The 13,980-nt window shown below is 56.4% G+C and carries 5 protein-coding genes; 3 read left to right on the plus strand and 2 right to left on the minus strand.

Annotated elements, in window-relative coordinates; translation table 11 throughout:
* Positions 1-53: 53 nt before the first annotated feature.
* Both AC27KL_RS25440 and AC27KL_RS25445 read left to right on the plus strand, forming a co-directional pair.
* Positions 54-1,688, plus strand: a complete 1,635-nt coding sequence (locus AC27KL_RS25440; protein ID WP_487171546.1) for an SWIM zinc finger family protein — start codon at positions 54-56, stop codon at positions 1,686-1,688.
* A complete protein-coding gene (locus AC27KL_RS25445; RefSeq protein ID WP_487171547.1) occupies positions 1,685-4,645 on the plus strand; it encodes a DEAD/DEAH box helicase in 2,961 nt (986 codons plus the stop codon). The genes AC27KL_RS25440 and AC27KL_RS25445 overlap by 4 nt, the downstream gene beginning before the upstream one ends.
* An 89-nt stretch (positions 4,646-4,734) precedes the next feature.
* On the opposite strand, the gene AC27KL_RS25450 is transcribed toward AC27KL_RS25445, so the two are convergent.
* Positions 4,735-8,871, minus strand: a complete 4,137-nt coding sequence (locus tag AC27KL_RS25450) for a S8 family serine peptidase (protein WP_487171548.1) — start codon at positions 8,869-8,871, stop codon at positions 4,735-4,737.
* Between the two features lie 362 nt (positions 8,872-9,233).
* Positions 9,234-10,175, minus strand: a complete 942-nt coding sequence (locus AC27KL_RS25455) for a DMT family transporter (RefSeq protein ID WP_487171589.1) — start codon at positions 10,173-10,175, stop codon at positions 9,234-9,236.
* A gap of 343 nt (positions 10,176-10,518) precedes the next feature.
* Here AC27KL_RS25455 and AC27KL_RS25460 point away from each other — a divergent pair, with 343 nt between their 5' ends.
* Complete coding sequence (locus AC27KL_RS25460; RefSeq protein ID WP_487171549.1) at positions 10,519-13,965, plus strand: fibronectin type III domain-containing protein; 3,447 nt, start codon at positions 10,519-10,521, stop codon at positions 13,963-13,965.
* Positions 13,966-13,980: the final 15 nt, after the last annotated feature.

A 13,980-nucleotide genomic window follows, 5' to 3' on the forward strand; every position in this document is an offset into this window, starting at 1 on the left:
ATGATAGAGTAGATGCACATCTATTAAAACTCCGCTAGGAGACGATAGTCCAAATGAATACGAATCATATGATCAACGATATGGAATGGCAGAAGCTCATTGCGGACGTCGGCGAGCAGTTCAGCGACGTTACGATCAAACGGGGCTTTCAATATTATAAGCAGGGTTTTGTCCGCGAGACCCGTCCCGAAGGGGCCGGGGGAATCGCAGCCGTTGTCGGGGGCAGCGAACCTTTGGAGGTTGTTGTCCAAACGGAGGCTTTATCCGCCAGCCGCTGTTCTTGTCCGGAGGGGAGCGGGTGCAAGCATATCATCGCCGTGCTTCTGGATTACGCAAGCCGGCAAGGGCGTTCCGTCCATGCGATCGTCAATGCCCATGCTACGCTTAGGCTGCAGAAGCCTTACGTGGCGCTGCCGGAAGAGGGCGAAGCTCCGGCGCGGACGGGAACGCGCGGAGGTAGCGCGTCGCTCAAGGAAAGGGCGCTGCGAATTCCCGAAATCAGCATCGCCGAGTGGCATGTTTTGTTCAAACAATGCATTACACCGCTGGAATTCGGGAGCCCGAATGCCGGGTACGCCCGAAGCGCGATAGCCGCCATCGAGTCGATGAAACCGCCGCTTTCGCCCGGGATGGAGCAGCTGTACGATCTTCATGCGCATTTGTTTATGCTCATCAAACTGGTGAAGCCAGCACATTCATCGCTGCCGGCCGCCGGCCACTTGGGCTACCACGTGCAGGTGGCTGCGGATGATTTGCTGAAGGCGATGCGGGAGATTTTTGAATGGGGCATCCCGCTTGCGACGGAACCGGAGCTGTGGCCGCGGGTGACGAAAACGCTGACGTATATGCGCAGACAGATGCTGACGGAAGCCAAAAGCCATCAGTATTTATTCGAGGCCTACGACCGGCTGTGGCTGAAGTGGCTTCGGCCGCATCTCGGGGACGACCGGATGTACCGGGAAGAGCTCGAAAAGCTGAAAATCGCCGAAGAGGATTTGGGAGACGGTTTGTCCCGTCTTTCCTGGATGCTGGCGCACAGCCGGGTGTATTTTCTTATGGGAGAGGACCGGCAAGCATGGACGTGGCTGCATGGCGCAAGCAAAGCTTTTATCGTCCCGCACGGATTTTTATTTTCGTTTTTGGGAGAAATCGCCGAAGCAGGGGAATGGACGCGGCTGTCGGATTGGCTTGTAGTGATCGGACCGCTGCTTAGCGGCCACCGGAAAGAGCAGGCTTCCGATTACATGCGCTATTGGGGCATGGCCGTTCGGCATGCTCCGGAATCGGAGGAACGAATGTGGCAGACATTGGCCGGAATGCTTCCCCAATCCAAAGAGATGTACGAGGAAGCGCTGCTGGATTACGGCAAGTGGCAGCCGTGGATGGACATGCAGCTGAGCGCGGGAACCGAACCGCTGGAGCTCCGCGTCAGCGTCCTGCAACCGCTGGAGAAGGAGGCGCCCGAACTGCTGCTTCCTTTTTACCATCAGGCGGTCGAACGTTATATTTTGCTGAAAAACCGGTCGGGCTACAAGGACGCGGTCAAGCTGCTCAAGCGTCTCGGCAAGCTGTACAAAAAAATGAAGCGGGAAGAGCGGTGGGAACAGTTCCTGGATGCCTTCGTCGACCGCCATGGGCGGCTGCGGGCCTTGCAGGAGGAGCTTCGGAAAGGAAACCTGATATCATGAGTTCTTATTTGACGTACGCGGAAACCATCACGGTGCACCTTCGCTTGAGCGCGCACGGGGATGCGCTGATTTTCGGGACGAACCCAGCCCGCCGGTACGTGCCCGGGCTTCAATTGAAACAGCGTTTGTTTGCCTGGCATGAAGCGTCTTTCTATGGCACGGATTTAGAACTCCGCAACGTGAAGGACGCAGAGCTGGTGGTTTTGCCCGCCGAGCAGGTCATCCCTTTTTTCGGGGAATTGAAGCTGCTGGAGCATGTCGCATGGGAATGGGATGAGCAAGCGGAGCTTTTGCTCCGGCTTGCACCGCCGCTCTATAAGCTTCTGCGGGAGCGGCGCTTCCACCCGAGCCTGGCCGCTGTTTTGGCGGGAAGGCTCGGGTGGACGTGGGACGAGGCTTATTTGAGCGCCTCGGCCCGCCAGGACATCGGCCGCAGCAGCGGGGAATTTGCCGAGGGACTGCGGGCTGCGTTTTCGGCCGCGGCGTTTCAGCAGCATTTCGGGACGGAGACCGCCGCCGCCGATTTGCGGCGGGAGTACCCGATGCTGTTTGCGCGGAGCGGCGCGATGGAGGGGCTCGACGAGGAAACGTGGCTCGTTTCCATCGGGTGGAAGGCCGATACGTCGCCGTTTCGGCCGCTGCTGCAATTGCTGGAGCCCGATGAGCAGCATCTCGCATGGCGCCTTCGGCTGGTGCTGCAGGACAAGCAGGACCTGTCCATGCTTGTTCCGGTTCGCCTTCGTACCGACGGCGGCATAACCGGCGAATGGCCGGCGGCATGGGCGGGCCATGTCCGGGACCGTGCCGCAGGTTGGGCGCAGAACTTGCGGGCCGTTCTGCCCGGATTGGCGCAAGGCGCGCAGGGCGACCTGTTCGCTAGCCCGCTCAACGATGCGGCGGCCTGGCGGTTTTTGACGGTCGACAGCCGTCGCCTCCTCGAAGCCGGATGGCAGGTGCTGCTGCCCGCCTGGTGGGAGGCCGCCAGCCGCCGCAAACCGAAGCTCCGCGCCAAAGTCCGTTCGGGCGAAGGAGAGGAGGCTGCCCAAGGAGGCAGCTCGTTGTTTGGCCTGGGTTCGATCATTCAATTCGACTGGCGGATCGCGATCGGCGAAACCCAGCTGACGGAAGGCGAGTTTCAGGAGCTGGTCGAACGCAACGAACGGCTCGTCCGGTTCCGGGGAGAATGGATCATGCTGGATCCTGTCTTGGTCAAGCAGATCGGTCAAATGATGCAGGGGATCGATCGCAGGCAAGGCATGTCTTTGCAGGACGTGCTTCAGCTGCATCTGCAAAGAAGGGACGAGAATCGGAAAACCGACGGGGAGACAGGCGAACCGGAAGAGGAAGCTTTGTCCCGCGTGGAGCTGGAGGTCGAGCTGAACGACCATCTCGAGCGGCTGTTCGGCCAGCTCGGGCAGCAGTCCGGATGGCCGAAGCCCCCTATTCCCGAGGGGCTGAAAGCCGAGCTGCGTTCCTATCAGTACGACGGGTATTCCTGGCTCGCGTTTTTGCGGAAATTCGGTCTGGGCGCTTGCCTTGCGGATGACATGGGTCTCGGAAAAACGGTGCAGTTCATTACGTATTTGCTCCATTTGCAGGAGACCGCCGCGGATCCGGGCGGCAGAAATCCGTCGCTGCTGATCTGTCCGACGTCGGTCTTGGGGAATTGGCAAAAGGAAATCGGCCGATTTGCCCCTTCCTTGAAGGTGATGCTGCATTATGGAAGCCGGCGTGCCGACGAGCGGGGCTTTCGCGAGGCCGTCCGGCAGGCGGACGTCGTTCTGACCTCTTATGCGACGGCGACGCTCGATCAGGAGCTGCTCCAGGAAATGACGTGGGAGTCGCTTTGCCTCGACGAGGCCCAGAACATCAAAAACGCCCAGACCAAACAATCCGCCGCCGTCCGCAGTTTTCCTGCCCGGCATCGGATCGCGCTTACGGGGACGCCGATCGAAAACCGCCTATCCGAGCTTTGGTCGCTTTACGATTTCATGAATCCGGGATATTTGGGCAGCCTGAAGGCTTTTAACGTCCGGTTCATCCAGCCGATCGAAAAGGAGCGGGACGAGCAGCGGACGGCCCAATTGCAGAAGCTGGTCAAGCCGTTTATGCTGCGGCGCAAAAAGAAGGACCCGGCCATCCAGCTTGCCCTGCCGGACAAAAACGAGATGAAAACCTATATTCATCTGACCGCCGAGCAGGGGGCCCTGTACGACCAGACCGTCAACGACCTGATGAACCGGGTGCAGAAGCTTGAAGGCATGGCCCGGAAAGGAGCGATTCTTTCGGCGCTTACCCAACTGAAACAGATATGCGATCATCCGGTGCTGCTGACGGGGGAATCCTGGAAAAATGCCGACGAGGACGGCGACGAAATCGATACGCCAACGCTGATCGGCCGTTCGGCGAAACTCGAACGGCTGCTGGAAATGGTGAAGGAACTGCGCGAAGACGGGGAACGCTGCCTGATCTTCACCCAATATATCGGCATGGGCGAGATGCTGCAGCGCGTTCTGGGCCAAGAGCTGCAGGAGCCGGTGCTGTATTTGCACGGCGGCACCTCGAAAACCGCCCGCGACCGGATGATCGAGCAATTCCAGTCCCGCACGCTGCCGTCCGAAGCGCAGCCGAACGTGTTCATATTGTCCATCAAGGCAGGGGGCGTCGGTCTGAACCTGACCGCGGCCAATCATGTGTTTCACTTCGACCGCTGGTGGAATCCCGCCGTGGAGAATCAGGCCACCGACCGCGCCTACCGGATGGGGCAAACGAAAGACGTGCAGGTGCACAAGTTTATCTCCATCGGGACGCTCGAGGAACGCATCGACGAAATGCTCGAAAGCAAGCAGCAGCTTAGCGACAACGTCATCTCCAGCACGGAAAGCTGGATCACCGAGCTGTCGACCGAAGCGCTTAAGGAGCTGTTTACGCTGCGGAGCGATTGGAGCGGCAATTGACAGGAAAAAACACCCCCATAGTCAGGGCCGGGCAGTTTTGCGACTGCAGAGGCCCCGACATGGGGGTGTTGTTATATGAGACGTATTTCTTAATCGATCAGGTTGGTCTTAATCAACAGCTGATGCAGTGCGGCAGCAACTGTTTCGCGCGTCGTGGCGGCCTTCGGATTGAAGTTGCCCGCTTCGCCGCTAACGATTCCTGCAGCGGTAAGCGACTTCACGGCATCTTTGGCATAAGGGGCTACTTTTGCATCATCTCCATACGCGTTAAAGGATGGGTTCGATGCTTTCGCTTCCACGCCGGTCAGCTTCAAGGCTCTGTCCAAGATGACGGCCATTTCTTGGCGGGTAACGTTGGCGCCCGGAGCAAACTTGTTATTGCCGATCCCTTGAATCAATCCGGCTTGATAAGCTGCAGCAACATCGCTTGCATACCAGTCGGATGATTTGACGTCCGAGAACCCGGAGGCGGCATTGGACCGAAGACCGAGCGAGCGTACGAGCAGGGCCGTAAACTCGGCGCGGGTCAGATTGCTTTTCGGCGCAAAAATGCCTTCGGATTTGCCATCAATGATCAATTTATTCGCAAGCGCGGTAATATCGGATGCCGCAAACGAAGCCGCGATATCGTTGAATTTCACTGTACGGCTTAATGCCGCATAGGTCGAAAATCCGGGGCGGCTGACGGTAACGATCGTCGAGCCGTCTTTTTGGGCTTTGAAGACGGATGCTACCGGAGTAATCTTTCCGTCTTCCTCGAACAATACGCCGGCCGTGTTCGGTTCTATGCTGCCCGGAACGGTAAACGCCCTTTTAATAAATGTTTGGTCGGGCACTTGCACCGGAACGCGAACGGTTCCCGCCACCCAGAAAGCATCGAATGAAACAGGAGAGCCGATCACTTTGGCACCCGGGATCGTCGCTTCGAATTTGGACTTTTGATCATCCGTTGGTTTGATGGACAAATCGAATCCGGAACCTGCTGGAGCTTTGCTCAGTACGGATACCGGGATCGAGACGGCCGATCCGGATGCATTCACGACAACGGTGCTGTCGGAAGAAAGAGCGCTTAGTTGCTTCACTTGGTCCGCGGTGAAAGCAACCACGGCATTGGAGCCGGACACGTTAAGGATAATCGCGGATGCGCTGTTCGCTGCGGAAGCAATGGCGGATTTCAGGTCGTTGTCGGTTACCGTAGCCGTTGTCACGCCGTTTTCCGATTTGGTTATAGGAGCCACGTTCACTTGCTTTTGGCCTTGTTCAACGACGGCATTCACCGAACCGCTGACGGTCGGCTGAGATGTCGAAGGTGCGGAAGGCGCAGATGGCGAACTTGACGATCCGCCGCCGGATCCGCCGCCAGATCCGCCGCCATTATTGTTCTCAACGGAGCTGTCCACGCGGAAGGACGTGACGCCGGAATAAATGACATTCGAACCGTCAGGTCTAGTGGCGACTCCGCCGGAAGCGGTCAATTTTGCTGCAATGACATTGATTTTATAAATTCCGTCTTTCAGGTATGCCGTGACAGGTTCATTGTTTTTGTCAAGCACGGGACTGCCGTTTGCATCGTAAGGATGGTAGGCGTTCGTAATATTTTTTAACGTGTAGGTTTGCGGTTTGAAAAATGCATTGGCGTCATCGGTGGATTGAATATCCAGGAACCCGATGGTTTCGTCATCCAGATTGACGATGTCGATTTCATAATAGTTTGCGTCCTCGGCGGTCAAACGGAAGGACAAATCCGTTGAAGCTTGCGACGGACGGTTCGGATAAATGATCGAGTTCGTCACATTCAGCTCTTGCACCCCGAAGGTATTCGCCGGTTGCTCGGAGCCGACATAAACCACGAACGGTAAATGCAGCTCGGGTTGCCCCGGACTGGAAAGCACGATCCGTCCTTCATAATAATGGTTTGGCGCCGTAGACGAACCGACGTTCAAGGTTAACTGGAACGGCGTGGTGCTGTTCGCGGCAGCACTTACCTCGTTGCGGTCAAGGGTAGCCGTGATGCCGGCATTCTTGTCATTCAGCTCTACGGAAGCTGCATAAGTCAATGCCTGACCGCCCGTGTTTTTCAGCTGCAGGCTTTTCACCTGATCCGGCGAACCCGGAGCGACGACGCCAAAGCTCGCCGAAGAGTTGTAGTTAATAATGTTTTTAGGATTATAGTTTTTGTCGAGAATCGTGATCGGCTCTACCGCTTGAAGCAGGGCGTTCGTATGAATCGCGTTGATGACGTTCACCCGTCCTGCGCCTTGCTGATATACGTCATAATCAGGCAAAATATCGGCGGTGTTCGCCAATGCGGCGCGAATATCGAACGGATTCCAGGATGGATGGGCTTCCTTGATCAGCAGGGCCAAACCCGCTACATGCGGCGTCGCCATGCTGGTGCCGCTGATACGGTTATAGGCTTTGTCGTAGGAAACATCCGGTTTTCCTTTGCCGTAAGCCGGCCAGGTGGACAGGATATTCACCCCGGGTGCTGTAACGTCCGGTTTAATGCTCAGCTTGCTGTCCGCATTCGGGCCCCAGGAGGTGAAGTCGGCTAGCTCGTCGCCCGGAATGGTTTCGACCGGGAAGTCCGGATCGAACTCAAATTGAAGCTTGAAGCCCGGATTCTCTTGCAAAGCTCTTGCCAGGGCACGGCCTTCGGATCCTTTCATGTCGAACGCCGGGATAAAGTCAAAGCTGTCCCCGACGGATACGTCGGCAAAGCCGTCCCGTCCCGGAATGCTTTCACTTAAATCGGCGGCAGTTCCTTTGTTAATGCCGTTAAATATAACGATGGCTTTTGCGCCGTGTTTTTTGGCGTTCGTGATTTTATCAACGAAGGCGAGACTCCCTCTTGAAGCGAGGACGACTTTGTTCGTGACATCGAGTCCGACATAATCGTTTTCATCGCCGAGACCAACGTAGACGACATCCTGGGCGTCCGGGCCAATAATATCGGCGAAGTTTTCATGAGCGGTTTCCCAGCCCATCATCTGAAGATCGCCGTAGGTTGAATAGGTAACGCTTGTTACGGAATCGGCAAGGCTCGGCGTCGCTTTTCCTTCGTAATGCTTACTTTCGCTCGTGACGGCGCCAACGGCGATGCCAAGCTGCGAAGTGGCGGGCGAGCCCATCGTGAAGTAGCCTGGGCCGGCGTTGCCGTTGGCGATAACCGCAACGACGCCGGACAGAACGGCATTGTTGATGGCGATGGCGTCCGGCGAGTTGACGTCTTTCTCGGAATCGGAACCGAGCGACAGGTTGATGACGTCCATGCCGTCTTTTACGGCGCGTTCAATGCCGTCGATGACCTGAGCGGAGCTTCCTGAAGATTTGCTTGGATCGTCGAGGTTTCGTCCGAGCACCTTATAGGCGTACAGCTCTGCACCGTATGCGACCCCTTTTTGGGCGACGTCGCTTGTTTGGTTTGCGTATTGCCCGATAATGGTTCCGGCTACGTGCGTCCCGTGATAGGTTCCCGCATAACCGGTATGGTACTGAACGTCTTCGTCGACGGTAAGCGGAACCTCTTCGTAAGGGTCGTCATCCTGATAGAAGGAGTCGTATCCGCCTTTGTACACCGGCGCAATATCAGGGTGGGTATAGTCCACGCCGGTATCGATCACGCCGATCTTCAGCCCTTTGCCGGTATAGCCTTCCGCCCACGCTTCCGTGGCGCCGATTTGTTTCAACGGGTTGATGTCGTAGCGGACGTCGCTATTGGCCGACGATTCTTCAATCGGAATCGGATACCAGATGCTGTTTTCCTGAATGGATTTTACGCCGGGAATTTTCGCCAGCTCGGGAATTTCGTTGGCCGGCACGCTGACCTCGAATCCGTTCAGGACCGTATCGTATTGATAATTGATTTCCATGTCGATGCCTTGATCGGAGACTTCGTCCAAAAATTGGTCCTGCTGGCTCTGTACGGCCGCTTCGGATGCGGATTTTGCGAGAGAACTGATGCCTTGTCTGGTCGCATATTTGCCGACGGCAGCCGGTTGACCGTTAAGCTGCACGATAACCCGGACTTTTTTGGAAGAATGGGTATTGATTTGCGGCGAGACGTAGGCAGGTTGCGACGACTCAAGGACGGATTGTAGCTCTTGATTCGAAATCTTGAAGCTTGAAGAGGATGAGGCAAGGGAGACTCCGGGAACGGCGCCAACGGTCATTCCGAGAACCAGGGTGATGATCGGAAGCTTTCGGGAAAATAAGCCTTTCTTCAAACAAATCCCTCCATGGATATAAAATCAAGCATGCTATTCTCTCGCTACTTAAGGGGGATGGTTGTCCAAATCTCTTAAATGATCCTCCTTTCTATCAATACAAAAATAAAACCCCCTTGAAATAGTCGGAAAAATATTAAGAAGATTCTACCACCGGTTTAATAGAATATCTATACAAAATTTAGATATTTTTTCCTATGATTTTACATTGGTTTTACACAACATGATCTTGATGCTGCAGATTCGGAATTGACATTCAATCTTGGCGTAAGATCATGGGGGATAGGGGGGAGAATCGTAGGTTATATACGTTTTGTCGCAAAAAAAGGGCCCGGGTCTGTCGACCAGGGCCAAAGCGGTTTTCAGCATGCCTCCGCATGCTCTTTCATTTTGCCATTCGTGCGCTTTCTTTTTTTCGCCAGATTGACGCCCGTCACCCCGGCGACGATCATGGCCGCTCCTACCCAGTGGTACCAGCCGAGCTGCTCGTTCAGCAGCAGCACCCCGCCGGCGATGGTGACGACGGTCGACAAGCCCGCAAACACGCTGACGGTGGAGGCTTCGAGAACCGACAGCGCGTAGTTGGACAGAAAGGACGTGACAAGGAAGGACAACACGCCCAAATAAACCATGTCGACGATAAACCCGGTTTCCTTTAGCGGCACGAAATAGGACGAGACCGTTCCTTCGACGCCATGTTTGATCATGGCGATCGCGTTAAACACGACAAAACCGAAAAGGATCATCATGTAGGTCAGGTCTTTCGGGCGCATCGTCCGCGTCAGTTTGCGCGCCAGCGTCGTATATCCGGCCTGGGACAACGCCGACAGCAGGATGAGCGTGACGCCGAGCAGGCTGGCGGAAGAAGAGCCGACGCCGGGCACCGCAAAAACGAGAATGACGCCGGCTACCGACAGCAGCGTGCAGAGCCGCTCAACCGATCCGGTGCGTTCCTTGAGGAAAATCGCGGCCAGGATCATCGTGAATATCGGAACCGTCGCCTGCACGATGCCGGCCACCGCCGACGAAGCATGCTGCAACCCGAAAGCCTGCAGGGCGAAAAACAGCGACGGATTAAGCAGCGCCAGCGGAACGACGGTAAGGAACGTTTTTTTCATCGCCTTCAATCGGGCCCAGCCAGGAAAGGCCAACAAGGAGGCGGCGACGAACGAAATCGTGAAGCGATGGGCCAGCCCGTCGAGCGGATCGGCAAAACCAAGCGAATGTTTGACGAATATGGGCGAAAAACCAACGATGACGGCGTTGATGATCACCGCCAAAACGGCTTTTTGTTGTTGAGTCATGTTCATGTAAGCAACCCCCTGAGTATAACGCGCGGCGGTAGGAATATCCGCAAGAAAAGCGGGCGTCTTATTCCTCCGGACGTCGACGTTTTTTATTCTAAGCGTTCGGCCCCTCTGCTACAATACAATTAATTCGGATCTGTACCGGTACAGATCGGCGGCGGAAGGCAAAAACATGGCGCGGATAACCGGCCGCTTTCTCCGCATTCCATTTTGGAGTTCTGATTGCATTGCCCTAACCGTATATTTATCAGGGAATGGCCGGCCGGCTGTCTCCCGCTAGGATGACGTTCAAAAGTTAAAGCGATTTAATTTTTGAGGTGGATAGGGAAAGGGGATGCGCATGGGTACGTTATTTTCGTGGAAAAGGTGTCAAAAGGTTTTATCACTGCTGTTAGCCGTGTTCGTGCTGGCATTGCCGATACAGGGAACATCGCATGCCGACGGCAAAGCGGCTCCGGTTCCGCTGGCGGAATGGAAATTCGCCTCCAATCCGACGGATTTGGGCGTGTTCCCGGCAACGGGCGGGGTGCACCAACAAGCCTCGAATCTTCAGCCTGTCCCGCCAAGGCTGTATTACGATTGGGACAATGATCTCAAAGCCATCCGTTATCAGGGATGGCATCCGGAAGCAGGGAAGGAAAAATATTGGCTTGCTTCCCTGTCGACCAAGGGTTATCACAATATTGCGATTTCTTCCGTGCAGCAAGGGAGAGGGACGACCGGCCCGCGCGATTTCAGGGTGCAGTTCAGCACGGACCGGGAAAACTGGACGAATATAACGGGAAGCGGAACGAATGTGCCCGATCTGGTCCTGAGTCCGGATACGCCTTCCGTATTGAACGAGATCCCGCTGCCGCCGGCGGCCTATGACCAGGCGCAGCTGTATATCCGCTGGGTCGTCGTCACGGATACCAGCACGAGCGGCTCGACCATCGGGGACCGGGGTTCGAGCCAGTTGATCTCGATTACGGTGACAGGAGAACCGAAAGAAACGACTCCCGGTTCCGACCAGGAAGCTCCCGGCGTTCCGGGAAGCTTGGCGGCCGGCGAAGTGACGTCCGGCAGCGTGAAACTGACCTGGTCCGCATCGACGGACAACGTCGCCGTCACGGGCTACAACGTTTATCGGGACGGCACCAAAGCAGGCAGCACGAACGGCGTATCCTATACCGATTCCGGGCTTGCGGCAAACACGGCATACAAGTACACCGTGACGGCCTTCGATGCGGCAGGGAACGAATCGGGCCCGAGCGCTGCGGTAAACGTGAAAACGTTGGGCGCAACTCCGCCGCAGGAGCAGGCCGTGCTGGCCGAGTGGACGTTTGCGAATTCCGGGACCGGAGGCGTGTTCCCGGCAACGGGCGGCGTAAATCAGGGCTCTTCGAGCTTCCGCAACGTCGGCGGTTATTTCGAGGATTACGACGCCGGCCAGCATTCGATCAGCTATCAGGGGTGGGATAACGGCAGCGGCAAAAAATACTGGCTCGCCACCCTTTCCACCAAAGGCTACGAGCAAATCGCGGTGTCCTCGCAGCAAACCTCGTCGGGGACGGGGCCGCGCGATTTTAAGGTGCAGATCAGCAGCGACAACCAGAACTGGACGGATGTGCCCGGCACGGCGCTGAAAATGTCGCTGTCCAGCTTCAACTGCGCCAATGACGCTTGCAAGCTGAAGGAGGCCGCCCTGCCGGCAGCAGCCAATGACCGGGACCTGCTGTATATCCGCTGGGTCGTCAGCTCGAATACGAACACCAAAGGCAGCCAAGGCATCGGCAGCACGGGCTCCAGCCTGATCAAGGACATTCGCGTGACGGGAAAAACGCAAGGAAACGGACCGGGAGAAACGCCGACGACCGTCCTGAGCCAATCGCCGAAACCGGGCGAAAGCAGCGTGCTTCCATCCGCTCCGGTAACGGTCACGTTCAACAAGGCGATTTCCTTGAACGCGGGTTCTGGCGTCAGCATCACGGACAAAAACAATAACCCGCTCGGATCCGTAACCGCGGAGGTCGTCAACGGCAATACGTTGAACATTAAACACCCGGCCTTTGCTTACGGTCAAACCTATACGGTCAAAGTGCCGAAGGAATTGGTAAGGGGCAGGGATGACCAGGTTCCGTTGTCCCAGGATCTGTCGTGGAGCTTTACGATCCAAAATACGCAAGGCACGGCGGTCGTGCCGAAGCTGATCAACATGACTTTGACCGGGGACGCCAAAACCAGCCGTTCCTTTGCCTGGTATACCGATGTGACGACGCCGTCCGTCGTGCAGGTTGTCGAGGCTTCAAAGGCTGCGGGAGGCGCCTTCCCGGAACAGGAGGCGTTGACGTTCCAAGGGACGACCGAGGAAGTTCAAACCTATGTCACCAAAGCGGACCGGACCGCGAACAAGAAAAAGAAATTTTACAGCCATAAAGCGACGGCGGCCGGGCTGGTGCCGGGAACGGCGTACAAATACCGCGTCGGCAGCGGCGCAGCGGACAGCTGGAGCGCGGTGGGCAGCTTTACGACGGACGCGGCGGGAGCCCAGCCGTTCCACTTCATCGTCGGTTCCGATTCGCAGGCTTCCAGCAAAACGGATTTCGAGCCGTGGGCGGATACGTTCAAGAAAGCCGTGCAAACGATCGGCAACCCGAAATTCCTCATCAATGCGGGAGATTTGGTCGATAACGGCGACCTCGAGGAGCAGTGGCAGTGGATGCTGGGGGTTGCGCAGGACCAGCTGCTGAACGTGCCGATCGTTCCGGTGCTTGGCGGCCACGAGGTGCAGGATTACGACGGCGACGAGACGACGCCGAACTCGAACTTCTATCATCACTTCAATCTGCCGAAGCAGGTGGTCGCAAATACGCATGACGGTTCGGTGTACTCCTTTGAGTACGGCGACGCGCTGTTCCTGGTGTTCAACTCCCAATATGCCGGGGAGCTTGCGAGCAACGGCAAAGACATCAAGGAGCAGGATCCGCAGTTTGCCGATCAGGTCGAATGGATGAAATACGTCGTCGCCAAAAGCGACGCCAAATGGAAATTCGTCGCCTTCCACAAAGGGCCGTATTCTGCGGGCGACAATGCCGGGGAGTGGGAGGACGACCGGGTCCAGTTTTATAAAAAGGTGCTTGTTCCCGCCTTTGACGAAATGGGCATCGACATGGTGTTCGAAGCGCATGACCATATGTACATGAGATCGTACCAAATGCTTGATGACAAGGTGGTCCCGACCAGCCAAATCACGTACGATGCAGAGGGCAATGCCGTCAACCCGAAAGGGACGGTGTACCTGATGTCCAACGCGCTCGGGGATAAGTTCTATTCGAAATATCCGGGGTATAACGATTATTTCGCGGCGATCGACGCCCAGCCGAACAAAAAGATGTTCACGGACGTGTCCGTTTCCGGCGACGTGCTGAAAATGAAAGCTTACACCGCGGCCAAAAAAGACGAAAAGCCGGGCGACAACGGCGTGAAGCTGTACGATCAATACGGCATCAAGCGGACGGATACGAAGCCGGCCAAGGTACAAAACGCGGCGGTGCAATACAGCGGCGGCAAAGCCGTCCTATCATGGAAAGCGCCGTCTTCGAGCAGCGAGCCCGTTCGAGGTTTCCGCATTTACGAGAAAAACGGCAAAATCAAACCGTATTGGAACGCGTACGTGAAAGCCGAAGCGGGCAAAACCGACTACAGCTTTTCGGTCGGAAACATCAAGGCATCGGAAACCTACGAGTTCGTGATCCGGGCGGTCGGCAGCCGAATCAATTCCGATCCGGTCGAAGTGCGGTTGAATTAGGGGAAGAAGAGATCG

This window comes from Paenibacillus sp. YAE3, from assembly GCF_057546105.1.